23 protein-coding genes are annotated in these 24,713 nt (G+C 29.1%); 10 read left to right on the forward strand and 13 right to left on the reverse strand.

Features of this window, described 5'->3' with window-relative positions:
• Positions 1-22 precede the first annotated feature (22 nt).
• From L8T82_RS01515 to yajC, 12 genes are read right to left on the reverse strand one after another with little or no spacing between them, the layout of a single operon-like run.
• Complete coding sequence (locus L8T82_RS01515; RefSeq protein WP_263725724.1) at positions 23-703, reverse strand: endonuclease III domain-containing protein; 681 nt, start codon at positions 701-703, stop codon at positions 23-25.
• Positions 700-3,639 (reverse strand): DEAD/DEAH box helicase, encoded by a 2,940-nt coding sequence (locus tag L8T82_RS01520; protein ID WP_263725725.1) that lies wholly within the window; start codon positions 3,637-3,639, stop codon positions 700-702. The genes L8T82_RS01515 and L8T82_RS01520 overlap by 4 nt, the downstream gene beginning before the upstream one ends.
• Entirely contained in the window at positions 3,629-4,033 is a 405-nt protein-coding gene (locus L8T82_RS01525; RefSeq protein ID WP_263660127.1) for a bactofilin family protein, read from the reverse strand. Before L8T82_RS01525 ends, L8T82_RS01520 begins: the two co-directional genes overlap by 11 nt.
• A complete protein-coding gene (locus L8T82_RS01530; RefSeq protein WP_243705623.1) occupies positions 3,961-4,872 on the reverse strand; it encodes a M23 family metallopeptidase in 912 nt (303 codons plus the stop codon). Before L8T82_RS01530 ends, L8T82_RS01525 begins: the two co-directional genes overlap by 73 nt.
• Complete coding sequence (locus L8T82_RS01535) at positions 4,859-6,028, reverse strand: Mur ligase family protein (RefSeq protein ID WP_263725726.1); 1,170 nt, start codon at positions 6,026-6,028, stop codon at positions 4,859-4,861. The genes L8T82_RS01530 and L8T82_RS01535 overlap by 14 nt, the downstream gene beginning before the upstream one ends.
• A gap of 1 nt (position 6,029) precedes the next feature.
• Positions 6,030-7,397: a hypothetical protein gene (locus L8T82_RS01540; RefSeq protein ID WP_263725727.1), complete on the reverse strand. Its 1,368-nt coding sequence runs from the start codon at positions 7,395-7,397 to the stop codon at positions 6,030-6,032.
• Positions 7,398-7,895 (reverse strand): LPS assembly lipoprotein LptE, encoded by a 498-nt coding sequence (lptE, locus tag L8T82_RS01545; protein ID WP_133318709.1) that lies wholly within the window; start codon positions 7,893-7,895, stop codon positions 7,398-7,400.
• On the reverse strand, positions 7,892-10,321 hold the full coding sequence (gene leuS / locus L8T82_RS01550; RefSeq protein WP_263725728.1) for a leucine--tRNA ligase: 2,430 nt from the start codon (positions 10,319-10,321) through the stop codon (positions 7,892-7,894). Before leuS ends, lptE begins: the two co-directional genes overlap by 4 nt.
• 8 nt (positions 10,322-10,329) lie before the next feature.
• Complete coding sequence (locus tag L8T82_RS01555; RefSeq protein ID WP_133318707.1) at positions 10,330-10,671, reverse strand: DUF6394 family protein; 342 nt, start codon at positions 10,669-10,671, stop codon at positions 10,330-10,332.
• A 2-nt stretch (positions 10,672-10,673) separates the two neighbouring features.
• Positions 10,674-11,645, reverse strand: coding sequence for a protein translocase subunit SecF (secF, locus tag L8T82_RS01560; protein ID WP_220566868.1), 972 nt, complete (start codon positions 11,643-11,645; stop codon positions 10,674-10,676).
• A complete protein-coding gene (secD, locus tag L8T82_RS01565; RefSeq protein ID WP_263725729.1) occupies positions 11,645-13,225 on the reverse strand; it encodes a protein translocase subunit SecD in 1,581 nt (526 codons plus the stop codon). Before secD ends, secF begins: the two co-directional genes overlap by 1 nt.
• Complete coding sequence (yajC, locus tag L8T82_RS01570) at positions 13,218-13,493, reverse strand: preprotein translocase subunit YajC (RefSeq protein ID WP_039618686.1); 276 nt, start codon at positions 13,491-13,493, stop codon at positions 13,218-13,220. The genes secD and yajC overlap by 8 nt, the downstream gene beginning before the upstream one ends.
• On the opposite strand from yajC, the gene L8T82_RS01575 reads away from it, so the two are divergent.
• Positions 13,463-14,785 (forward strand): apolipoprotein N-acyltransferase, encoded by a 1,323-nt coding sequence (locus L8T82_RS01575; protein WP_263725730.1) that lies wholly within the window; start codon positions 13,463-13,465, stop codon positions 14,783-14,785. The genes yajC and L8T82_RS01575 overlap by 31 nt on opposite strands.
• A gap of 10 nt (positions 14,786-14,795) precedes the next feature.
• On the opposite strand, the gene metK is transcribed toward L8T82_RS01575, so the two are convergent.
• Positions 14,796-15,989 carry a methionine adenosyltransferase gene (gene metK / locus L8T82_RS01580; protein ID WP_263725731.1) on the reverse strand — a complete coding sequence of 398 codons (1,194 nt, stop codon included), beginning with the start codon at positions 15,987-15,989 and terminating at the stop codon, positions 14,796-14,798.
• Positions 15,990-16,119: 130 nt separating this feature from the next.
• Between metK and sstT the strand changes: the two genes are divergently transcribed.
• Genes sstT through smpB form a run of 9 tightly spaced genes read left to right on the forward strand, consistent with a single transcriptional unit; the run spans position 16,120 to position 24,702 of the window.
• Positions 16,120-17,346 (forward strand): serine/threonine transporter SstT, encoded by a 1,227-nt coding sequence (gene sstT / locus L8T82_RS01585; RefSeq protein WP_263725732.1) that lies wholly within the window; start codon positions 16,120-16,122, stop codon positions 17,344-17,346.
• A gap of 9 nt (positions 17,347-17,355) precedes the next feature.
• Complete coding sequence (locus L8T82_RS01590; RefSeq protein WP_263725733.1) at positions 17,356-18,234, forward strand: aspartate carbamoyltransferase catalytic subunit; 879 nt, start codon at positions 17,356-17,358, stop codon at positions 18,232-18,234.
• A gap of 4 nt (positions 18,235-18,238) precedes the next feature.
• Positions 18,239-19,960 carry a M3 family oligoendopeptidase gene (locus tag L8T82_RS01595; RefSeq protein WP_263725734.1) on the forward strand — a complete coding sequence of 574 codons (1,722 nt, stop codon included), beginning with the start codon at positions 18,239-18,241 and terminating at the stop codon, positions 19,958-19,960.
• Positions 19,953-20,399, forward strand: a complete 447-nt coding sequence (locus L8T82_RS01600; RefSeq protein ID WP_263661833.1) for a hypothetical protein — start codon at positions 19,953-19,955, stop codon at positions 20,397-20,399. The genes L8T82_RS01595 and L8T82_RS01600 overlap by 8 nt, the downstream gene beginning before the upstream one ends.
• Entirely contained in the window at positions 20,396-22,459 is a 2,064-nt protein-coding gene (locus tag L8T82_RS01605) for an ATP-dependent helicase (protein WP_263725735.1), read from the forward strand. The genes L8T82_RS01600 and L8T82_RS01605 overlap by 4 nt, the downstream gene beginning before the upstream one ends.
• Positions 22,456-23,274 (forward strand): tRNA pseudouridine(55) synthase TruB, encoded by an 819-nt coding sequence (gene truB / locus L8T82_RS01610; protein ID WP_263725736.1) that lies wholly within the window; start codon positions 22,456-22,458, stop codon positions 23,272-23,274. Before L8T82_RS01605 ends, truB begins: the two co-directional genes overlap by 4 nt.
• Positions 23,268-23,495, forward strand: a complete 228-nt coding sequence (gene csrA, locus L8T82_RS01615) for a carbon storage regulator CsrA (RefSeq protein WP_012661763.1) — start codon at positions 23,268-23,270, stop codon at positions 23,493-23,495. Before truB ends, csrA begins: the two co-directional genes overlap by 7 nt.
• Positions 23,492-24,247: a 4-(cytidine 5'-diphospho)-2-C-methyl-D-erythritol kinase gene (locus L8T82_RS01620; protein ID WP_263725737.1), complete on the forward strand. Its 756-nt coding sequence runs from the start codon at positions 23,492-23,494 to the stop codon at positions 24,245-24,247. Before csrA ends, L8T82_RS01620 begins: the two co-directional genes overlap by 4 nt.
• A complete protein-coding gene (gene smpB, locus L8T82_RS01625) occupies positions 24,247-24,702 on the forward strand; it encodes an SsrA-binding protein SmpB (protein ID WP_039668585.1) in 456 nt (151 codons plus the stop codon). Before L8T82_RS01620 ends, smpB begins: the two co-directional genes overlap by 1 nt.
• Positions 24,703-24,713: the final 11 nt, after the last annotated feature.

The raw sequence follows: 24,713 nt of genomic DNA on the forward strand, positions 1-24,713 counted from the left end.
ACTTTTTAAATAAAAAATAAATTTAAAATTTTAAAGGATCTAGAATAAGCACACCATTCTCTGAAAGTTTTTTACCTTGAAAGTGTGTTTTACAAAAAGAAACAATTAAAGCATGAAAAATTTGATAAAGCTCATATAATTTACATTCTTTTTTTAATAAAACACACAATTCTTGTTGATTTTTAGCTATGTCTTTTTTTAAAAAATCTGCCAACTCATCATAACTTTGACACTCATAGCCTAAATAATTAGCTATTTTTGCACTATAAGCATCAACTACTAAAACTTCTTTTTTGCATATATAATTTAAAATTCCATCAGCACTTTCTTGACCAAAACCCTTAATATCCAAAAGCCATTCTCTATCAACTTCTTCTTTAAAAAGCTCAAAAGAATTAAAATATTGAAAATATTTTTGAGTAAAATTTTTAATATATTTTGCCTTAGTATTATAAAATCCACTTGGCTTTATTAAAAACGCTAAATCTTGAGTATTTAAATTTGATAAATCTTCTATCTTAGTAATATTTGCTTGTTTTAAATTTATCAAAGCTTTTAATACATTTTTCCAATTTGTATTTTGAGTTAAAACTACAGAAATTAAAATTTCAAACTCACTTAAAGTATTATTTTCTAGCCATTCAAAATCTTTATAAACAATATTTGCATTAACTAAAGCTTTAAAAATTTCATATCCACTCATGCTTTTTCACTCTTTCTTAAATGCATCAAAATAGCCTCAATTACATCATCATCGTCTTTACTTTTTGCCTTAATGACTTCCTTGCTCTCATCATCTTTTACAAAACAAATATTTTGTTCATAATTACTCACTAGTTTATAATGCTTGCTAGCTAAAATTTTTATGATGATTAAATCCAAAAACTGCTTAGTAAAAATATCAGGCCTTCCAAAACGATCATTCATCTCACTTTCTATCTCATAAACTTCATTAACACTCATACATTTACTAAGTCTTCTATAAAGTTCTAATCTCAAACGATCTTCACTAATATACTCACTATTTAAAAAAGCATTGATATTAAGCTTTAGATCTATTTTTTTCTCTTTAATTTCTTCTTTTTTACTTAATTTATTAATCTCATCTTCTAACATTTTAAGATACAAACTATAACCAATTTGTTCTATATGTCCACTTTGATCTACGCCTAATAAATTTCCACCACCACGAATTTCTAAATCATGATAAGCAAGCACGCTTCCTGAACCTAAATAAGAATTACTCTCTAAACTCGTAAGTCTTTTTAAAGAATCTTTTGTGATTTTTTCCTTATCTTCAATCAAAAAATAACAATATCCTTGCTTAGCACTACGCCCTACTCTTCCTCTAAGTTGGTGTAAATCAGCCATACCGAAGCGATCTGAATTTTCTACTATGATAGTGTTTGCATTTGCCAAATCAATACCACTTTCAACTATAGAAGTACAAAGCAATAAATCATATTCTTTATTTTCGAATTTAATCATTTCTTCTTCAGTAGTTTTTGCATCAATTTTAGAATGCAAGATTAAAATTTTTAAATTTGGAAACAAATCTAAAAGATATTTTTTACACCCATCAATACTTGCTATATGATTGTGTATATAAAAAATCTGTCCTGCTCTTCTTAATTCTCTTGAAATAGCTTCTTTAATCAAAGCGTCATTACTTTCTCTAACAAAGGTACGCACATCCAAACGATCCTCAGGTGGAGTTTGTAAAACACTATATGATTTTAAAGAACTAAGAGCTTGATTTAAGCTTCTTGGTATGGGCGTTGCCGACATAGATAGAATATGTGAATTTTTACTTAGTTCCTTGAGTTTTTCTTTTTGTTTTACACCAAATTTATGCTCCTCATCTATCACGACTAAACCCAAATTTTCACACTCAACCCCTAAAAGAGAATGCGTTCCAACCACTACACAAGGCTTATTTTCTTTTAAAAATGCTAAAACTTGTTTTTTTTCTTTAGCACTAGTAAAACGATCTAGCTTAAAAACCTCTATATCAAAAGAATCAAATCTTCGTTTTAAGGTTTTAAAATGCTGGGCTGAAAGCAAAGTAGTTGGCACAAAAAATAAAGCCGTATAACCACTTTTTACACAAGTAAATATAGCGTTCATAGCAACTTCTGTTTTACCAAAACCCACATCGCCACTTAAAAGCCTATCCATCACCTGCATACTTTTTAAATCTTGAGTGATTTCTTGACAAACTTGACTTTGATCTTTAGTGTAAAAAAATCCTGCCTTATTGATAAATTCATCTTGTAATTCTTGAGAAATTTTTAATTCTTTTGCTTTTATCAAAGCTCTAGTCGCTGCTAAAGAAACTATATTTGAAGCAATGGCAAATAATTTTTCTTTTAATCTTTCCTTGATTTTTAAAAAACTTCCTTTTCCAAGCTTATCAAGTAAAGGCACACCACCACTTACACCGATATATTTATCAATCATATATAAATTTTCAACAGGTAATAAAAGCTTATCGTTATTTAAATACCCAAGAGCGACAAATTCTTTTTTTGCTCCTGCTATTGCAATAATCTCAAGACCTAAAAATTTAGCTACACCATAATCTTCATGCACAACAAAATCCCCAACTCTAAGTTCATCTATTACTAAACTTGCTTTTCTAACTCTTTTGTTTTTTTCTTTTTTATTTAAAGATATGATAAGCTCATCTTGAGTACTTAAATTAATTCTTTCTTGGGATATTTTTAATTTAATATTTGAAAATTCTTGTAAATTTAAAGCTTTAAACAAAGCTTCATTTTTTGCCAAAATAGTAATTTTTTTATCTTTGTGAAAAGTGAAAAAATCATAATTATAAGAACTTACTAAATCTTTATAAAATTTTGGTTCAGGTAAAATATTTTGATTGATTTTACTAATATCTTCTTCAAAATCATTTACATCAAATTTTTTTATGCTTACAAAATTTAAATCTAAATAATCACAAAAATCATCAACACACCAAAAACCTAAAGAATTAACATCGTTTATAATACTTTGGCTTTGGAAATTTTGAATTTTTTCTTGTAAATTTTCATATTGTTCTTGACTAAAAGCACTCAAAAAAGGACAAATTTCTATATTAGAGAGTTCAGCAGGGATTGATTTTTGCGTATGTATATCAAAATATCTTATACTTTCTATCTCATCTGAAAAAAGTAAAATTCTAAAAGGTTGTTCTTCGTTAATCGCAAAAATATCTATAATATCCCCGCGTATTGAAATTTCACCCTTATCTTGAACTATATCTACAAACTCATATCCACTATGTAAAATTTCTTCTTTAAATTTCTCTAAAGCAAGAAGTGAATTTCTTTTAAGAATAATGTTTTTTAGATGCTTTTTACCTGGTAACTTTTGCAAAATTGTTTTTATAGGAGATATTAAAATTTTATTTTCATTTTCTTTATGATAAGCATTTAATACTTTACAAATTTCAAAAAGTTCTTTAGAAAAAGAGCGTAAATCGCTACCAAATTCTGCTCTAAAATCAGGTAAAATAAAAGTTTTTAATTTTAAAAATAAGCAAACTTGAGCTAATTCATCTGCTTCTTTATCATTCTCACAAATTATTAACTCAGTTTTATTACTTAATAAATATTCATATAATTTAGCTTGCATTTTCTGAATTTTCTATACTCACATCAATAGTTGCAAGCTCTTCTTCTTTTTCAATTATTTTACTACTTCCGTTAAATTTCCCACCATTTTCAATACTTAATTGTTTAACTATGATATTACCATTAAGTACACCGCCGGATAAAATTTCTAAAGAATCAACTTGCATTTCTCCCTCAAAAACTCCATTGATTACTATCTTACTTGCCTTAACTTGTCCTTTTAAAACACCACTTTTACCTATCACTATCACATTAGAAGAATTAATTACTCCTGTAATTTCTCCATCTAAATGAAGCATAGAATCAAAATAAAATTTTCCTTCTATTTTTGCTCCGTTTGAAATGACTGTAGTTTCGGATACTGCAGCAATAGAGCCTTTATTAAAGATTGCCATGGCACTCTCCTTTCTTTTTCAAAAATTTGTTCATAGTTTTTTCGGTTTAAATCTATAAAAATCTTAGGATCTAAAAGTTTATTAATAAATCTAACCTCATAATGCAAATGCGGCCCCGTAGAAAGACCTGTATTTCCTGTATAACCCAACAAATCACCTTTTTTTACAAATTGCCCTGCTTTGACAACATCCTGACGCGTCATATGCGCATAAACCGTTTTAAAACCAAAATTATGGATCAAAATCACTGAGTAACCATAACCATTATTGCTATATGCAGCGTATTCAACCACTCCATTTGCAGGCGCATAAATAGGAGTTTTTAAAGCTGCTCTTAAATCAATACCTGGATGAAATTCTTTTTTATTTAATATAGGATGATGACGCCATCCGAAATTACCTGTGACTCCATTATCTTCTATCACATGACCATTTGGAATTTGTGTTAAAAATAAATAAGCTTGATCATTAGTAAGTTTGACTTTTTCTAATCTTTCTGGTATATCTAAACTTTCATCTTGCTTTAAGCCTAAATTATCCTCAATATCTGCAAGTTGGGTTTGGAGTTCATCATATAAGGCTGTTTTTTCTTCTAAACTTTTTTGCATACTCTCATTTTGAGAAAACAATTTAGTATTCTTTGAAGATAATATTTCTTGTTCTTTTAAAAGCTCTGAACGCTTATCTGCTAGATAATTAATATATAAAGCACCTAAAACTATAACAACAAAAACAAAAGTAGTAAAATAAATTATTACTTTTTTTATAATCTGACTTAATAAAAAATGTCTAGAACCATTTACATCTGTAATAGTTAGCGTAAATTTATCTTTCATTATAGCCTCTTAAAAATTTTTCTACCAATACAAAAGAACCAAAAACTAAATATAACTCATCTTTTTTTATTTGTTCAAATTTTTGATAAACAATATCTAATTTTTCTAAATTTTCTAGCAAAACAGAACCCGCCAAGGATCTATCTTTACTTTCATAATCATAAATTTCAACTATTTTTATTATAGGTTTTAAAACCTTTAAAATTTTATAAGAATCTTTATCTAAAAAGCAATTATAAACTAAATGAACTTTTTTTTCCTTGAAAATTTCAACTAAAGCTAAAGCCGCCATTTCATTATGTCCTACATCAATAAAAATATTTTGACTTATTTGTTCGCACCTTCCTTTTAAATCAAGTTTTGGTAGATTTTTGATACTTTGAATCAATTCTTTTTCATTTTTAGCACAAATTTTAGAAAAAGCTTCTAAAGCTAAAAAAAGATTATCTTTTAAAAAAGTTGCAAAATTGTGCTTTTGAATATATTCTTGCACATAAGGATAAATAAAATTATTTTTTTCTAGCAAACTGATACTTAAACTAGCTTGTTTTAAATTTGCTATTTTTTGAGCCAAATTTAATACTTTTGCTTCTTGCTTATGATTAATTAAAGCTTTAGCACTCATGGCTTTTAATTTTGTTCTTGCTATTTCTTCTAAATTTTTACCTAATAAATCTTGATGATCAAATCCTATTTTAGTAAAAATACTAAAATCTATTTCAAAAACACTTGTCGCATCATACTCCCCACCTACTCCGGCTTCTAAAATCACATAATCACAATCTTTAAAAATAAAAAAAGCTAAAAAAGTAGCGTATTCAAAATAACTAAGTTTTTTCACATCTTCCAAAAAAACACTTTCTAGTTTTTCATGCGCTTTTTCTAAAAGTTCATTGCTTGCAATTTTGCCATTTAACCAAAATCTTTCATTAAATTCAAAAATATGTGGACTTGTATAATGACCTACTTTATATCCTTGCTCTAAAAGTAAAAGCGCTAAAAATCTACCCGTACTTCCTTTACCATTAGTGCCAATAATTTGGATATTTTTAGTTTTTGGAATAAATTTTTTATACTTCTCATACATGCTAAACATAAAAAATCTACTAATTTTTTGCACATACATAGTTTTTTGTGAAAGTGTTTGTTGAAATTTCATGCTAAGCTTTTTGGATTAATTCTTTTAAAATATCACCATCTGGAAATTCTTTTTTTTCTATGCAAGAAGATGATAAAATAAGTTTAACTACTTCTTCTTTATAAATGAATTTATAATCATCTATAAGCTTTAAGGCTTTTTCTATAAAAATCTGAGCACTTTCTAAATTTTTACCTGGAAGTATAACCAAATAAGAACTTTCATCTAAAATCCAAATTTCACCCATATCTTTACATAAATCTTTAAGTATCTTTTTAAACTTTCCACTAATTGCCTTAAAACTATCAATACCATAAACATTAATAACATGCTCTATATTATTAATTTTAAAAAAACATAATGCATAATTAACAGCATAAAGCTTATAGTTTTCATCAAGTTTTTTAAGTTCTTGAGCAAGACTCCACTGCTCTCTTTGCTCATCATCACTTGTAGCTTGAATTTGAGTTTTAATTTGCGCTATTTGCTCGTTTGCATATAAAAGTTTATCTTTTAGTGTATCAAAATTAATTTGAACATTACCATTTTCATCTTTAGTTAAAGCATTAATAAATTTCACATCTTCTTGGCTGTTATCATACAGCTTTGATACCATTTCATTTAAGCTTTCTAAGTGCTGATTAAAAAAAGAAAGGTTTTTTTGTATATAATATTTATCTGTTGCTTCTTTTTTTTGCAACATTAAATAATACTCATGTGCAAATTCTTTCCTGGCAATTAATTTAGGATTTTCTTTTAAATTTTGTTTAAACTGCTCAAGCTCTTTACTTGCTCCAAACAAAGACTCCAAAGAAGCTAGTAAAAGTTCAGCCTGCTTCTCATAAGATCTCTCCTTTAACATAACAATGAGTTTTTCAACTAAAGTGTGAAAATCCAAAAACGCTCGAATATTAAATTCTTCTAATTTTTTTAAAAGCTCATAATCCTCATAAGATTTTTCAAGCTCTCTCCATTTAGCCCTTAAAAGATATATGGTTTCTAAATCCATAGCTTGAGATAATCTGTGTTGAGTAATTTTTGCTAATTCTTTGATTTTTTTATCTTTGCTAATACTAAGCTGTTGCACAATCAAATCAAGCAAAGCATAAACATCTTCATATTTTCTACTTACTTGCCTATTAAGCCTAGAAACTAAAAACATCAAAAACTCATCAATAGTTCGAATGCTTTTTCCTTTTAGCTCTTGCTTATAAATATCATCTAAAAGATTAGTATATTTTTCTATCCTTGCTTTATTAAAACTCATCACCCCCGCTTTTTTAGCACATTCTTCAAATACCTCACTATAATTTTCAGGAGTTGGATGCAACTTACGCTCTTTTAATTTTATCAATGTTTCTTTTGCAATCTCATTGATATGACTTGCCATTTATTTATAACCCCTAATAGCTATAATAGAAACAAATTCATCAAAAGCTTCACTTGATGCATTTTTAATTGCTTCAAATCTAGCTTGATCGCTAATAATAGAATTTGGATTAATATCAAAATTATAACTTCCCTTGGTATTTACAACTTCTTCTTTACCATTTTTATAACGCATAAGAAATTCCAAGTAAAGCTCTGCTTTATAATTAACTACATAACCATTTCTATCATACACCATAGGATGAAATTCTAACTTTTTCATCGTAACTATAATAGAACTATCTGCATTATGCTCATCTGTGACTTTTCTGCCAAGCTTATTAAGCATAGCTTCTCTTAAAATATCTGTTATATAAACACTATTTTCGGGATCTTGTTTACTAATATTGATTTTCAAAAATACATTTTCACCCAAAACCCTACTTGCCATTTGAGATGATGGGATATATCCACAAGATATAATAAAAAAAGCAAAAAAAGATATTAAATATTTTTTCATTTAACCACCAAATTTACCAATTTCTTATCAATATAAATTTCTTTTACAATGGTTTTTCCTTCTAGCCATTTTGCAACATTTTCTTTAGCCAAAGCTAAAATCTCATCTTCTTTAGCCTCTGAATTTATTTCAATCTGCGCTCTTTTTTTACCATTAACACTAATAGCTATATTAAAACTATCTTTTACAAAAACTTCTTCTTTTATTTTTAATACTTTAAAATTTTCACATTTAAACAAATGCTCGCTAAGCTCAAAACAAACATGAGGGATAATAGGCTCTAAAATATTTAAAATAATATAAAAAGCTTCTTTTAAAACTTCTTTATGATTTATAGCATTTAAGGCATTTAAAGCTTCCATACATGCAGCTATTAAGGTATTAAAGGCAAAACTTTCTTCATAAACTTCAAAAGATTTTTTCAAAGCTTCATATACTTTTAATCTAGCATATTTTTCTTCTTTATTTAAACTTTGATGATCAATTTCTTGTAATTTTCCACATTCTAAACTCATAGCCTTTTCATAAAGTCTATTGATAAATTTAAACGCACCCTCTAGCGCACTATCGTTCCATTCAAGTTCTTTAGCAGGTGGTGCAGCAAACAATATAAACAATCTTGCACTATCTGCTCCATATTTTTCTATAATATAATCAGGATCTACTACATTACCCTTAGATTTACTCATCTTAGCACCATCTTTAGTGACCATTCCTTGGGTTAAAAGTCTATTAAAAGGCTCATCATCTTTTAAATAACCCAAATCTCTAAGTGCTTTTTGGAAAAATCTAGCATAGAGTAAATGCAATATTGCATGTTCAATCCCGCCAATATATTCATCAACATTCATCCAATAATTAACACTTTTTTCATCTACCGCTTTTTCTTGCCATGTTTTATCATCACTTGCAAAACGCGCAAAATACCAAGAACTTTCAAAGAAAGTATCTAAAGTATCGCTTTCTTTTTGTGCTTTTTTACCACATTTTGGACAAATGCACTCTTTCCATATTTCATGCTTATCAAGTGGATTTCCCTCTCCATTTATAATCACATCTTCAGGCAAGGTAATAGGTAAATTTTCTATTTTTTGAGGAACTATGCCACAAGAATTACACTTAATCATTGGTATAGGAGCACCCCAATATCTTTGTCTAGAAACACCCCAATCACGAATTTTAAAATTGGTAACCTTTTTACCAATACCCAAAGATTCAATTTTTAAACTAATTTTTTCTCTAGCATCATTACATTCTAATTGATCAAATTCGCCACTATTGGTTAAAACACCTTCTTTTAAAGTGTAGCATTGCGCATCATTTTCATCTTTATAAATTACTTTTTTTATAGCTAAATTATAAGTTTTTGCAAACTCATAATCTCTTTCATCATGAGCAGGCACACTCATAACAGCCCCACTACCATAATCACTTAAAACAAAATTAGCTACCCATAAAGGAATTTTTTCTTTACTTAGTGGATGGATTACATGAAGATTTAAAAAATATCCCTCTTTTGGCGCAGCTTGTCTTTGGCGGGGTGTTTGATTTTGTATATTTTGAATTTTTATGATAGTATCTTGATCTAGTAATTTTTTATCAATTAATTCGTTTACTATTTCATGATCAGGCGCTAAAGCAATATAAGACACTCCATAAATAGTCTCAGCTCTTGTTGTAAAAACATTGATCTTTTTTGAACTGATTTTATCATTTTCTTCTATATCAAAATCAAAACTAAGCCCTATGCTTTTACCTATCCAATTTTCTTGCATAGTCAAAACCTGACTTGGCCATTTTCCTTCTAATTTTTTAAGATCTTGCAATAATTCATCTGCATAAGCGGTAATTTTTACATAATATCCTGGCATTTTTTTTCTAATGACTTCATGTCCACAACGCCAACATTTGCCATCTTCAACTTGCTCATTTGCTAAGACCGTTTTATCATTCTCACACCAATTAACTTCAGCTTCTTTAGTGTAAATAAGTCCTTTTTCATACATTTTGATGAAAAATTCTTGCTCAAATTTAGTATATAAAGGATCAGAAGTAGCAAACATTCTTTTTTTAGAAAAGGAAAAGCCCAAAGAAGCAAGTTCATTTTGCATATAATCAATATTTTCATAAGTCCATTTCTTAGGATGAATACCGTGTTTTATCGCAGCATTTTCAGCAGGCATACCAAAACTATCAAAACCTATAGGATGTAAGACATTAAAACCTTTTTTTCTATAATATCTGGCCATAGCATCACCTATGCTATAGTTTCTCACATGTCCCATATGAATTCTACCACTTGGATATGGAAACATAGATAAAATGTATTTTTTTGGTAAAGAAAAATCGTCTTTTGGCTCAAAATATTCTTTTTCTTGCCAAATTTTTTGCCATTTTTTTTCTATTTTACCTGCCTCATATGCCATTTTAACTCCTAATTTTCTTCTTGACTTTTTACTGAATCAACTATAACTAAAATCATTGAAAAGATATTAGCTATCAAAGCACCAATTGCTAAAGTATAAACCATAACATTAGCTTCTGGATTAATTTGTATTAAAGCAAAAGCTGGAATTAAATGCAAATCAGCCACTAAAGAACTAGCAAATAATTCAGCTGCTAAGAAATTTCTAACTCCGATTTTCAATAAAGTAGAAATTAAATTCACACAAGCTGCAATAAATAATGCAACTTCATTTTGATCATATAAAAATCCTGCGGTTGTAGTTAAGCTCATTAGAGCAAAAAAGATATAAATAACCTTACCCCAATTCATTTTTACACCGTTCCTTTTTCATACATCGCTCTTAATTTCTCTTTTTCTTGTTTTTTCTTTACTTTTTCTAATTCTTTTTGACGATACTGCGTAACACTAAATTTAAACCATAAAAGTGCTGGACTTGCTACAAATATAGAACTTGCAGTACCTGCCACAATACCCACTATCATAGTTAGAGCAAAACCTTCTATCATAGATCCACCAAAGAAATAAAGCACTACAACAGTAATTAAAGTTAAACCCGTTGTTAAAGTAGTTCTTGATAAAGTTGCAGAAACTGATTCATTAATAATTAAATCAAGTTTTGAATTTTTACTTGTTTTAACACCTTCTCTAATCCTATCAAAAATAATAATCGTATCATTTAAAGAATATCCAAGCACAGTTAAAACAGCCGCCAAAATATCTAAATTTACATCTATTTCAAATAATGCAATAGCACCTAAAGTAATGACTATATCATGAATTTCACACACAATAGAAGCCATAGCAAAACGCCATTCAAATCTCACTGCCAAATAAATCAAAATAGCAATCAAAGAAATTCCAACCGCCATAAGACCTTTATTACGCAGTTCATCTCCTACTTTTGGACCTACTACATCCACGCGGCGCACTTCAAATTTACCTGTATCTTTTAACAAATTTGCAATACTTACTCCAATATCACTTCCCAAGCTATCACTACTTCCTGAAAAACGAATAATAACTTCATTAGCACTACCAAATTCGGTAACACTAGCTCCTTTTAAATTTTCATTTATAGATAAAGCTTTACGAATTTCAGCCAAGGGTGCTTTTTGCTCATATTGAAGTTGTACCAAAGTTCCACCGGTAAAATCAATACCAAAATTCAAACCCTTAGTAAAAAGGATAAAAATAGAACCAAAAAATAAAATAAAAGACAAAGAGATGGCTGCAAATCTCATTCTCATAAAATCATAAATATGCTTTTGACTAAAAAATTGCATTAAGGTCTCCTATATCCAAACCATAATCTTGTATTATTGCTTTTTTCCATACGGTTCATAAACATTTCAAACATACCATGAGTTCCAACAATAGAAGTAATCATTGAAACTAAAATTCCAATGCTTAAAGTCACCGCAAAACCTTTTACCGCACCTGTTCCATAAGCATAAAGCACCACTGAAGTAATAAGCGAAGTAATATTAGAATCTAAAATCGCGCTCATTGCATGCTTATAACCATTTTCAACACTTTGCCTTATACTAGCACCCTCTCGCAATAACTCCCTAATTCTTTCATTGATAATAACATTAGAATCTACTGCCATACCTACAGTAAGCACAAGTCCTGCCATACCAGGTAAAGTCAAAGTTGCACCAAACATAGCCATTACAGCAATAATCACTAAAATATTTGCCACTAAAGCAATATTAGCAAAAATTCCTGCTATACCATAATACATCACCATAAATGCAATAACTAATATAGAAGCACCTACTAGGGCTATCATACTCATTTTAATACTATCAGCACCCAAAGATGGTCCAACACTTCTTTTTTCAAGCATTTTAACCGGTGCTAAAAGTGCCCCACTTCTTAAAGCAATGGCCACATCATGAGCTTCTTCAACGGTAAAATTACCACTAATTTGACCACTACCTCCACCTATTCTTTCATTAATTCTTGGAGCTGAATATACTTTATTATCTAAAACTATAGCTAAGCGTTTGCCTACATTATTTCCTGTATAGTCTCCAAATTTTTTAGCACCTTCTGAATTTAAGGTAAAATTAATAACAGGAAGATTATTACTTTGCGCAAAACCCACTTTTGCGTCTGTTAACATAGAACCATCAAGAATAGGTATAGATTTTACTAGATATTTAATTTGAGGATTTTTTGCATCTTCAAAAATTAAATCTCCATATTCAGCAGCCTGAGCTGGAGCAAGATTATTTACCTGATCCATTCTAACATCATCTACTTCCATTAATTGCAAATGTGCAGCTTTTGCAATAAGTTCTCTAGCTCTAGCCTCATCTGCAGCAGTTTTAATACCTGGAAGTTCGACTAAAATTTTATCCTCACCTGATCTTGCTACATTTGGCTCTGCAAGACCAAATTGATCAAGTCTATTTCTAATTGTTTCTACAGCTTGCAAAATAGCTTGTTCATGAGTTAATTTAATTTCTTCTTGGGTTAAAGAAAGTGTGTAGTGTAAATTTTCATGTGTAATAGCCAAGCCTTTAATGTCTTTTAACAACAAATCAACCTTAGCTACATCATTTTCATCCAATAAACTAAATTCAATACTAGTATCATTTACTTTGATTTTATCAACAATAATATCTTCTTTATTGATAGAATAACTAAGAGAAGAGGCTATGGATTTAACCTTTGACTTAACTGCCTCTTCCACTTCTACACCTAATAACATATGCAAACCACCTTGCAAATCAAGTCCTAGGTTAATCTTAGCACCACTTTGGGTTTGCATAAAAGAAGGTATAGAAAAAACAAGCCCTATAAGAAAAACTACAAAGAAAATAATACTTCTATAAGTAATTTTTCCACTACGCATCAATTTTCTTTGCTATAAAATCTCTAGAAATTTTTACAACTACATTTTCATCATTAAGCTTAACTTTGATAAAATCCTCTTCTGGTTTTACCACCTCGCAAATTATCCCACCATTTGTGATGATTTTATCTCCTTTTTCTAAAGATGAAACCATCAATTTATGGTCTTTTGCTTGTTTTTGTTGTGGTCTAATAACCAAAAAATAAAAAATCGCAAAAAGCACAATGAGAGGCAACAATGAAGTCCAAATATTTCCGTTTTCTGCCATTTCTTCCCCTTTTTTTAAAGTTCATAAATTCTAATTCTACCACTTTTAAAATAATAAAAGCCTTTTTTTCTGCACTTTTATTGTCAAATTTTATTTATTTTTCTTTTTTTGAAAATTTACTTTTCGAATTTATCTCACCATTTTTAAGCATATATGGTTTAATTTTATTACTAAGAAACAAAAGTAAAGCAGGATATTTTTACACCGGTTTTTTTATAGGAATTTTATGGTTTTGGTGGATAGGTTTATCATCAATTTATTTTAATTTAGCTTATTTAATTCCTTTAGAAATTATCTTAATTGGATTAATTTATGGGTTTTTGTTTTTTATATGTTTTTTTCTTAAATATGATTTTTTAAGGCTTTGTGGAATTTTTTTACTTTGTTTTATTCATCCTTTTGGCTTTGATTGGCTAAATTGGGGTGTTTTAAGTGTATATGGAATCTTTGATGCAAGTTACCAAGGTATTATAGCTATGTTTTTGATTGCTTATTTTTATTATGAAAAATATATTTCAAGATATTATAAAATAGCAATTATTCTAATCCTTATTCTAATCGGAGCTCAATATAATCAAAAACAATCACAAACACTAAATTTAGACTATAAATTAATCCAAACTAATATCTCTCAAGATCAAAAATTCATACAAGAAAATTTACAAACTCATTCTAAAGATATATTTTATCAAATCAACAAGGCTATAAAAGAAGGTAAAGAAGCAATTATTTTTCCTGAAACTGCTTTTGCTTTTGCATTAAATAAAGCACCAAGTTATTTACAAGTCTTAAAAGATTTATCAAAACAAATCATCATCATCACAGGTGCTATAAGCACTACACCTAATCATCTATACAATAGTACTTATGTATTTGACAATGGCAACATACAAGTTTTTAACAAACATTATCTTGTACCTTTTGGAGAAGAAATTCCTATATTTAAAAACTTTTTTAAAAAATATCTTTTAAATATTGATGAATTTTCAAAAGGAAAAGAATTAAATCAATACACTCTAAATAATCAGCTCATCACTAATGCTATCTGCTTTGAAGCTACAAAAGAAAAACTTTACAAACACTCAAAAATCATCATCGCTATTTCAAATAACGCTTGGTTTAATTTTTCAAGTGAGTATAAATTACAAAATTTTCTAATGCGTTTTTATGCAAATAATTATAATGTAAGCATATATCATGCAGTTAATGGAAAAGAAAATGCGGTAATTAAGCCAAAAGAAGTATTGATTTTAAAGATAAAAGAAAAACTTTTAAAGCAAAATGAAGCTTAAAAGCTTCATTTTATAATGCCTTAAATTCATCAAGTGCGTCTAATTTTTCCCAAGGATAATCAGCTTGACCCACTTGACCACGAGCAGCTACATCAGCATACATGAAAGTATCTTTACTTGGCTTATCGAGATTGAATTTATTTTTAATCCAATTTGGAGTTAATGGGAAAGTTTTCATCACAAAATCACTTAAAATATCATCATCTAATCTTGTATTTGTTCCCATGCAATCCACACTTACAGAAGTTGGTTTAGCTACACCTATAGCATAAGAAAGTTGCACTATACATTTTTTAGCAAGCCCTGCTGCTACGATATTTTTAGCAAGCCATCTTGCAGCATAAAGTCCACTTCTATCAACCTTAGTATAGTCTTTAGAAGATTGTGCACCACCTCCTATTGGAGCATAGCCACCAAAGCTATCTACTATGAGTTTTCTTCCTGTTAAACCACTATCATGTAATGAGCTGTGATTTACATATTTTCCCGTTGGGTTGATTAAAATTCTTGTTTTTTCTAGGCAAAAAAGCTCTTTTGGTAAATTTGAATCCAAAATCAAATCCATCACCAAAGCTCTTAAATCTTCTATTTTCATACTTTCAACGCAAGGAGCTGAAACTACAATAGTATGGATACTTTGAGGTTTGCAATTTTCAAAATTTTCTTTATTTGCATAATCAATTGTAACTTGAGTTTTAATATCTACTCCAAGTTTATCAGGATTGTTTTTTGCAAACTCATATACTTTATCACAAAGCATTCTAGCATAAGAAATAGCTGCTGGCATATATTCTTTTGCTTCATTGCTTGCAAAACCAAACATTATACCTTGATCACCTGCTCCAATCTCTCCATCTTCTTGATCAACACCTTGATTGATATCAGGACTTTGCTCATTTAAAAATACCATTACATCTAAATCATCAGGGTGTAAACATTGTTTTTTGCTAAAATGCGGATTTCCATTGTAACCAATATCTGCTAGAGCTTTTTTTACAATATTTTCATAATCTTGTTTTTCTAGTTTATATTTTGATTTAATCTCACCACCAATTACTACTTTATTTCCTGCTACAAAAACCTCACTAGCAACCCTTGAGTCTTTATCATGAGTTAAAAAAGCATCCACTATAGAATCAGCTATAATATCAGCACATTTATCAGGATGTCCTGCACTAACAACTTCAGAAGTAAATAAATACATATTTTATATTCCTTATCATAAAAAATTCTAGCTTTATTTTAACACAAGCTAGCTTAAAAATAAAAAAGCTTATTTAAGCTTTACTTTGTTAGAATAAATTAAAAATTTATCACTACAAAAAAGGTAAGAAATGAGTTTATTCTCTTGTGCAATCAAACGCTATAAAGATGGAAATCTTATTTTACAAATTTGCATAGGTATTGTTTTAGGAATTTTAGTAGGTATTTTTTCTAAAGATTTAGCTATTTTTGCAAATATTTTTGGTGCTTTATTTACAGGTGCATTGAAAGCTATAGCGCCAATTTTAGTTTTTATTTTAATTTTAACAACCATTTGCACAAAAGAATTTAATCATGGAAGTGAGAAAATAAAACACATTATTTTCTTGTATATTTTTGGAACCTTTTTAGCTTCTTTAAGCGCAGTTAGTATAAGTTTTGTTTTTCCTGTAGAATTAGTATTAACCGATGTTGAAAAAGCTTCCACTACAAGCCCTGCGCATATAGGCGAAGTATTTAAAACCTTACTATTTCAAGTAGTAGACAATCCGATCCATGCCTTATCTTCAGGAAATTATTTAAGCATATTAGCTTGGGCTATTGGTGGAGGTTTTGCTCTAAGACATTGCTCTAATGATGCAAAACAACTTTTTACTGATATAAACGAGGGTGTATTAAAAATTGTTAAATTTATAGTCAAGCTTGCTCCTTTTGGAATTTTTGGACTTGTGGCTAATTCAGTTGCTCAAACAGGAGCAGCAGGACTTTTTAGTTATGTTAAATTATTAATAATTTTAGTTTTGACTATGTTTTTTGTAGCTTTTGTGATTAATGCTTTAATTGTCTTTGCTTATACAAAGAAAAATCCTTATCCTTTGATTTTTATTTGCTTAAAACATAGCGCTGTTTTTGCATTTTTCACAAGAAGTTCTGCAGCAAATATTCCTGTAAATATGGCACTTTGCTCCAAATTAAATATCAACAATAATCTATATAGCATTTCTATTCCACTAGGTGCTACGATTAATATGGCAGGGGCAGCTGTAACCATAGCCATATTAAGTCTTGCGGCAGCTCACACAGTAGGTATTGAAATAAATTTTTTACAAGCTATGCTTTTGAGTGTTTTAGCTGCATTTGCAGCTTGTGGAGCTAGCGGGGTTGCTGGAGGTTCGCTCTTACTTATACCACTTGCTTGCTCTTTGTTTAATATTGATTATGACATAGCTATGCAAGTAGTTGCGGTTGGTTTTATCATAGGGGTTATCCAAGATAGTGTTGAAACTGCATTAAATAGTTCAACAGATGTTTTATTTAGTGCTATTTGTTCAGATAATGAGCTTAATTTAAAAATTTAAGGAGGACTTATGAGGCATTTAATTACTACAAAAGATTTTAACAATGATGAAATCTTGGCTTTATTTAAAGAAGCAAAAGAATTTTTAGATGAAAAACCGCGTACATTTTTAGAAGGAAAAAGTGTTACAACAATTTTCTTTGAAAATTCAACACGCACTCAATCAAGCTTTGAAACAGCCGCAAGAAGACTAGGTGCTAAAGTTTTAAAATTAGATGTTTCAAGAAGTAGTTCAAGCAAAGGCGAAACACTTTTTGATACTGCTGCAAATTTAGATGCAATGGCACCAAGTGCTATTGTAGTTAGACACAAAAACTCAGGTGTGCCTCATACTTTAGCAAATTATACTCATTGTCCTATAGTTAATGGAGGTGATGGTAAACACGCTCATCCTACCCAAGCTTTACTTGATCTTTTTACTATAATGGAGCATTTTGATTATAATGTCAAAGGTAAAAAAATAGCCATAGTAGGAGATATTAAAAACTCACGCGTTGCTGCTTCAAATTTAGAATTATTACCTCGTTTTGGTATTGATATCACCCTAGTAGCCCCGCCTCATTTTATGCCAAATTATCCTATTAAAAAAACAAATAAACTAAAAGAAGTTATTGATGATGTAGATATTATCATGAGTCTTAGAACACAAACTGAAAGACACAATATTCCAACCTATGCATCGCTTAAAGATTATGCAAATGATTTTTGTATTAGCAAAGATTTAATAAAAGATAAAAATCTCATTATCTTACATCCTGGTCCTGTACATAGAAATATCGATATTAGCAATGAAGTAATGGCTGATAAAAGATGTAAGGTTTTAACTCAAGTTAAAAATGGTGTTGCCATTAGAATGGCTGTATTAAAAAAACTCATTTTAGAAAGCTAAAACCATGCAAAATTGGAACTTAAGTACATTATTTAAAGATGAGCAAGAATTAAATCTTTTTTTGCAAAAAACCCAAGATGAAGCTTGTGAATTTAAAAAACAACATGAAAATAATCTTCATAGTTTAAGCAATGAGCAATTCTTGCAAGCTTTAAAAAACTATGAAGAATTAATCTTAAAACTTTCTCACATACTAACCTATGTGTATTTAAATTTTGCTCAAGATACTACCAAAGGTGCTTTTTATGCAAAATATGAAAATTTAAGTAAAAAAATAGAAGAAAATCTTTTATTTTTTGAACTTGAATTTTGTGAGTTAAAAGAAGAAAAAAGTAAAACTTTCATCACATTTTGCAAAGATTATGAGTTTTATTTAAATAATCTTATCAAACACAAAAAACACAATCTTTCTAAAAAAGAAGAAAGAGTTATCCTAACTCTATCAAGCACAGGTTCAAATGCATTTGCAAGATTATTTGATGAAACCTTTAGTGCTTTAAAATTTAATTTTGAAGGACAAAAATTAAGCGAGGAAGAAATTCTAAGCAAGCTTTATGATAAAGATAGAAGCATTAGAAAAAAAGCTTCAAAATGCTTTAGTAAAACCTTAAAAAAACAAAACAAGCTTTTAGTATATATTTTTAATATGATTAAAAGTGAACTTGCTAGCATTTGTGAGTTAAGAGTCTATGAAAATCCTGAAACTCCAAGGCACATAAGAAATCAAATTTCTAAAAAAAGTGTTGATGCGCTTATTAGTGCTAGCGAGAATAGCTTTGATATTGTTTCTAAATTTTATAATGCAAAGAAAAAAATTCTAGGGTATAAAAAGCTAAAAGATTATGATCGTTATGCACCTATTGGAAAAGAAATGCAAGTTGATTTTGATCAAGGAAAGGATATAGTTTTAAAAGCCTTTGAAAAATTTTCTAAAGATTTTTACATGATAGCAAAAGAAGCTTTTGAGAATAATTGGATTGATATCTATCCTAAAAAATTTAAACAAAGTGGTGCTTTTTCTCACTCAAGCACGCCGCTAAGCCATCCTTTCATACTTTTAAATTATACCAACCAAAGACGCGATCTTTTCACCCTAGCACATGAGCTAGGTCACACTATACATCAAAAACTTTCTTATAAAGTAAGTTTTTTAAATCAAGATACACCTCTAACTACAGCAGAAACTGCTTCAGTATTTGCAGAAATGTTGATTTTTGATTATATTAAAGAAAATTTAGACAAAGAAGAGCTTTTATCTTTATATGCAGCAAAGATTGAAGATATTTTTGCTACTCTTTATAGACAAATTAATTTTACTACTTTTGAACGCAGATTTCATGCTAAAAAAGAAGAGCTAAGCGCTCAAGAACTAAGTGAAATTTGGCTTGAAGAATCAAGAAAAATGTTTCAAGATAGCGTAATTTTAACCAAAAATTATGGCCTTTGGTATTCTTATATACCACATTTTATACACTCTCCATTTTACTGCTATGCTTATGCTTATGCACAACTTTTAGTTTTAGCACTCTATGGTCTATATAAAAGTGGCAAATGCTCTAATTTTACTTCAATTTATATTGAGTTTTTAAGTAGTGGGGGAAGCAAAAGCCCAAAAGAACTTGTAGCTATGTTTGGCTTTGATATAGAAAGTGATGAATTTTGGAATATAGGCTTAGAGCAAGTTAGGATACTAGTAGATGAATTTTTAAGGCTAAGTAATGATTGATAAAATTTTAAATAATAAAAATTTTATAACTTTAATGCAAAAAAGTATTTATGAATGTTTGCAAATTTTAATCCAAGAAGATATTGAGTTTAATATCATTGTAAATACTAAATTTGTTACACTCGAACCTCCTTTACCATCAGAATTAGATGTAGTGAGTAAAAATCCTTATTGTCTTTTTGCACTTGGTGGTTATACTTTTAAATCCATAGTTTTAACAAATGAGCATATAGAATTTCATGCAGGTTTTGGGCCTGATGATTTTGCAACCTTTGTAAAAGTGGATTTAGGTGCAATTACTCAAATTCAAGTTGAAGATAATATCATTTTTGTCAATTTTTCAAACTATTTTAAAAAGCAAAATGATCAAAAGTTAAAAGAAAAATCCATGAATGCTTTTTTAAACAATCCCAACAATAAAGATTTATTTAAAAAATGAGTTTTTTTGAAGGTTTAAATGATAGCCAAAAAGAAGCTATCATGCATATTGATGGAGCTATGCTGATACTAGCAGGCGCAGGTAGCGGAAAGACTAAAACCATTACCACTAGGCTTGCTTATTTAATCGATCATGTAGGTATTCCTGCGCAAAATACCCTCACGCTAACCTTTACAAATAAAGCTGCTAATGTAATGAAAACAAGAGCCTTAGCACTTTTACAAGATCAAAATTTACATAATCCCCTTTTATGTACTTTTCATAAATTTGGTTTGTTATTTTTAAGACTTTATAGCGAAAGAATTAATAGAGCAAATAATTTTGTCATTATCGATACAGATGATAAAAAGAAAATACTCAAAGATTTAGCTAGCGAAAATTTGCAAAGCTCTTTAGCAAGCATAGGTGCTTATATTTCAAATTTTAAAAATCAAAGCAAAAGCGCCCAAGAAATACGCAAAGAATTAGAATTTTTAAAAGATGAAAAAAACAAAAATTACGAAGAAATCATTCATTTATATGAGCAATATGAGCATTTTTTAATCCAAAATAATTTCATGGATTTTGATGATTTACTCATGCTAACTAATAAAATTTTAGAAGATGAACAATTTGCACAAGAGCAAAGTCAAAAATATACCTATATAACAGTAGATGAGTATCAAGATACCAATGCCTTACAATATCAAATTCTAAAAAAACTTTGCGTGTCTCATGAAAACATTTGCGTGGTGGGTGATGATGATCAGAGTATTTATGGTTGGCGCGGGGCTAAAATAGAAAATATCTTAAATTTCAAAGAACAATTTAACAATGTAAAATTAGTCAAATTAGAGCAAAATTATCGCTCAACTAGCGCTATTTTGCAAGCTGCGAATGAGCTTATAGAACATAATAGAAAAAGACTAGGAAAAACTTTAATTTGCACCAAAGATGAGGGCGAAGAAATCACAATTTTACAAAACGATGATGAGAAAATTGAAAGCTTTAAGGTTGCAAGAGAAGTTTCAAAACTTTTAAACTCAGGGATTAATCCTAGTGAAATAGCCATACTTTATAGAGTAAATGCCCTATCTCGCGCTCTTGAAGAAGCTTTTAGTAAAGAAAAAATTCCTTTTAAATTGCTAAGTGGAATTCGTTTTTATGAAAGAGCTGAGATTAAAGATATTATTTCTTATTTAAGATTACTTTCAAATTTAAATGATGATTATTCTTTTAAACGCATTATCAACCGCCCTAAAAGAAATTTTGGTAATGCAAGTTTAGAAAAGCTAGAAAATTATGCCAAAGAAAATCATTTGTCTTTATTTGAAAGTCTATGTGCTTTGCAAGGAAATGGATTTTTTAGCAAAAAAACAGACAAAGAATTAGAAAAATTCATACTAAGCATACACAAAATTAAAGAAAAAGATGATTTGCTTGCAATGATTTTAGCCTTAGAAGAAGAATTTAAAATCAAAGAATTTTACAAAGATAATCCAGAGGGTGAAGATAAACTTTTAAACATAGATGAACTTTATGCTAATTTAAAAGATAAAATCACTCATGGAAATTATAATGGCTTAGATGATATTTTAAATGAAATTTCTTTACTTAATGAGCAAGATGGACTTGATAAAGAAAGTATTTGTATTATGAGTATTCATGCAAGTAAAGGACTTGAGTTTGATTATGTTTTTATCATAGGCTTAGAAGAAGGATTTTTCCCACTCACTAGCGAATCCAGCAATATAGAAGAAGAAAGAAGACTTGCTTATGTAGCAATCACTAGAGCCAAGAAAAAACTTTATTTAAGTTATGCTAATTCTAGATTTTATAAAGGAAGTCGCACAAGATTAGAAAAAAGTAGATTTTTTGGCGAGAGCAATGTAATCAAAAAAGAATTAACACTAGATCATCAAAAAAATTGCTACAAAAAAGGCGATTTAATCAAACATAAAATTTTTGGCATAGGCAGAGTCACTGGGGTAAGTAAAATAGGTGCTGAAGAAAAACTCACGATTAATTTTGGAGGCATAGAAAGAATGATAATGTCAAGTTTTGTGGAAAAAGTAATATGAATAAACTTTTTGTAGCTTACAAACCAAGTGGTATGAGTTCTAATACTTTTTTAGGCAAACTCAAGAAAAAATATAAAAATAAAAAAGCAGGTTTTTCAGGAACACTTGATCCTTTTGCAAAAGGTGTTTTACTCATAGCCTTTGATCAATACACAAAACTTTTTCGTTTTTTTGATAAAAATCCAAAAGTTTATAAAGCAACACTTTGGCTAGGCGCGCATTCACTAAGCCTTGATAATCAAAATATCAAAGAAATCAATCTTATAAATGCTTTTGAAGAAAAAGTTTTAGAACAAATTAAAAATGAACTTTTAGGTAAAATCACCTACACCCCACCCGCATTTTGTGCAAAAAAAATAGATGGGGTGCGCTCTTATGAGCTTGCAAAAAGAGGTTTTGAAGTCAATTTAAAGCCTTGTGTTATGGAAATTTTTTATACTAAAATTCTACATTACAACCATCCCTTTTTAACCATAGAAATAGCAGTTAGTGAGGGTTCTTATATACGCTCTTATTGTGAATTATTTGCTAGAAAACTTGGTATTAAAGCCACACTAAGCTCATTAGAGCGTTTAAGCGAGGGAGGGTTTTTTTATGAGAATGAAAAGGAGTTAAATCCTTTAGCTTATTTAAATCTTAGAAAAAATACGATAAAATATCCCCAAAAATTACACAATGGACAAAAAATATTTTTGGACGATTTGGAAATTCAAGAAGAAGGTAGCTATATTTTAGAAGAAAAAGATTTTTTTTCTATCATTTCTATCCAAGATAATCAAGTGCAATATTATTTAAATAAGGTATTAAAATGTTAATTTTATCAAGAAAAGAAAATGAAAGTATAAAAATCGGAGATGATATAGAAATCAAAGTAGTTCAAACAGGCAAAGGCTATGCTAAAATAGGCATCGAAGCTCCAAAGTCTTTAATGATACTACGCAAAGAGCTTATCGAGCAAGTAAAAAGTGAAAATTTACATGCAATTAGCGATGAAACGATAAAACTTGACGATCTAAGTAAAAAGCTTAAAAAATGAAAGCTTACGCAAAAGCTAATATTTTTTTAAAAATCATAGGAATTGACTCAAGATCTTATCATTTATTACAATCACGCTTTGTTTTATTAAAAGATATTTTTGATGAGCTAAGCTTTAGTGATGAAAAAACTAAAGAAGGATTTGAAATCACTGGAAATTTTACTCAAGATACTATCATACACAAAGCTTATAAAGAATTAGAAAATTTAGGTTTTTCTAATGAATTAAATGAATTTTTTAAAGACAAAAGTTTAAAGCTTATCAAAAACATTCCCATAGGTGGAGGCCTTGGTGGAAGTAGCACTGATGCGGTTGCATTTTTATTAATGATCAACGAAACTTTAAATTTAAAACTCAATCAACAACAACTTGAACGAATCTGCCAAAACCTTGGCTCTGATTTAATCTTTTTTTTAAGCGGATATGATAGTGCAAATGTTAACGGGTGTGGCGAGATTGTAGAATATTTTGAAGATGATTTTAGCCAACTTGATTTTACTTTTCCTGCTATTGAATGCTCAAGCGCAAAAGTATATAAAGCATTTGATGAAAGTTCATATGATTTAACAGCGAATTTAAATTTGTCTAAAACACTTAAAACACTTAAAACAAGTGAAATTTTAGAGTATAAAAATACTGATTTAAACGACTTATTTGCTCCTTGTGTAAAAATTTATCCTAAAATGCAAACTTTTCTTAATAAGGCTTATTTTTTAAGTGGAAGTGGAAGTGGAGTTTTTAAGGCTAAATGATGAAAAAAACTATAGTAAAAAACAAAAAAGCTTTTTTTGATTATGAAATTTTGGAAAAATTTGAAGCAGGTATTGTTTTAAAAGGTTCTGAAGTAGTGGCATTAAGAGCTAGTAGAGCAAATTTGAAAGATTCTTTTGTGCGTATTATCAAAGGTGAAATTTTCTTACTTAATGCTCATATTTCTCATCTTAGCACCACTCATTCTTTTTATAAGCATGATGAAAAAGGTGCGCGAAAACTTTTAATGCATAAAAAGCAAATCGATAGGCTTTTTGGTAAAATTAGCACCCAAGGCTTTACTATAGTGCCATTAGAACTTTATTTTAATGAAAAAAATAAAGCAAAAGTCTTAATAGCCTTAGCCAAAGGAAAAAACTTACACGATAAAAGAGAAAGCTTAAAGAAAAAACAAGCAGATCTTGAAGCAAGAGCTGCTATGAAAAATCATTATTAAAAAAGGATTTT

It is taken from the genome of Campylobacter sp. IFREMER_LSEM_CL292, from assembly GCF_025771615.1.
GTDB classification, from domain to species: Bacteria; Campylobacterota; Campylobacteria; order Campylobacterales; family Campylobacteraceae; genus Campylobacter_D; species Campylobacter_D lari_D.

Excerpts from the sequence above, each read along its gene's own strand:
- L8T82_RS01605 (WP_263725735.1), top strand. The coding sequence starts at position 20,396 with ATGAGTTTTTTTGAAGGTTTAAATGATAGCCAAAAAGAAGCTATCATG.
- L8T82_RS01575 (WP_263725730.1), top strand. The coding sequence starts at position 13,463 with ATGAAGTCCAAATATTTCCGTTTTCTGCCATTTCTTCCCCTTTTTTTA.
- L8T82_RS01620 (WP_263725737.1), top strand. The coding sequence starts at position 23,492 with ATGAAAGCTTACGCAAAAGCTAATATTTTTTTAAAAATCATAGGAATT.
- L8T82_RS01555 (WP_133318707.1), bottom strand. The coding sequence starts at position 10,671 with ATGAATTGGGGTAAGGTTATTTATATCTTTTTTGCTCTAATGAGCTTA.
- L8T82_RS01600 (WP_263661833.1), top strand. The coding sequence starts at position 19,953 with ATGATTGATAAAATTTTAAATAATAAAAATTTTATAACTTTAATGCAA.
- lptE (WP_133318709.1), bottom strand. The coding sequence starts at position 7,895 with ATGAAAAAATATTTAATATCTTTTTTTGCTTTTTTTATTATATCTTGT.
- L8T82_RS01515 (WP_263725724.1), bottom strand. The coding sequence starts at position 703 with ATGAGTGGATATGAAATTTTTAAAGCTTTAGTTAATGCAAATATTGTT.
- L8T82_RS01525 (WP_263660127.1), bottom strand. The coding sequence starts at position 4,033 with ATGGCAATCTTTAATAAAGGCTCTATTGCTGCAGTATCCGAAACTACA.
- csrA (WP_012661763.1), top strand. The coding sequence starts at position 23,268 with ATGTTAATTTTATCAAGAAAAGAAAATGAAAGTATAAAAATCGGAGAT.
- L8T82_RS01535 (WP_263725726.1), bottom strand. The coding sequence starts at position 6,028 with ATGAAATTTCAACAAACACTTTCACAAAAAACTATGTATGTGCAAAAA.
- truB (WP_263725736.1), top strand. The coding sequence starts at position 22,456 with ATGAATAAACTTTTTGTAGCTTACAAACCAAGTGGTATGAGTTCTAAT.
- secF (WP_220566868.1), bottom strand. The coding sequence starts at position 11,645 with ATGCAATTTTTTAGTCAAAAGCATATTTATGATTTTATGAGAATGAGA.
- L8T82_RS01590 (WP_263725733.1), top strand. The coding sequence starts at position 17,356 with ATGAGGCATTTAATTACTACAAAAGATTTTAACAATGATGAAATCTTG.
- L8T82_RS01595 (WP_263725734.1), top strand. The coding sequence starts at position 18,239 with ATGCAAAATTGGAACTTAAGTACATTATTTAAAGATGAGCAAGAATTA.
- secD (WP_263725729.1), bottom strand. The coding sequence starts at position 13,225 with ATGCGTAGTGGAAAAATTACTTATAGAAGTATTATTTTCTTTGTAGTT.
- yajC (WP_039618686.1), bottom strand. The coding sequence starts at position 13,493 with ATGGCAGAAAACGGAAATATTTGGACTTCATTGTTGCCTCTCATTGTG.
- metK (WP_263725731.1), bottom strand. The coding sequence starts at position 15,989 with ATGTATTTATTTACTTCTGAAGTTGTTAGTGCAGGACATCCTGATAAA.
- L8T82_RS01540 (WP_263725727.1), bottom strand. The coding sequence starts at position 7,397 with ATGGCAAGTCATATCAATGAGATTGCAAAAGAAACATTGATAAAATTA.
- leuS (WP_263725728.1), bottom strand. The coding sequence starts at position 10,321 with ATGGCATATGAGGCAGGTAAAATAGAAAAAAAATGGCAAAAAATTTGG.
- smpB (WP_039668585.1), top strand. The coding sequence starts at position 24,247 with ATGAAAAAAACTATAGTAAAAAACAAAAAAGCTTTTTTTGATTATGAA.
- L8T82_RS01520 (WP_263725725.1), bottom strand. The coding sequence starts at position 3,639 with ATGCAAGCTAAATTATATGAATATTTATTAAGTAATAAAACTGAGTTA.
- sstT (WP_263725732.1), top strand. The coding sequence starts at position 16,120 with ATGAGTTTATTCTCTTGTGCAATCAAACGCTATAAAGATGGAAATCTT.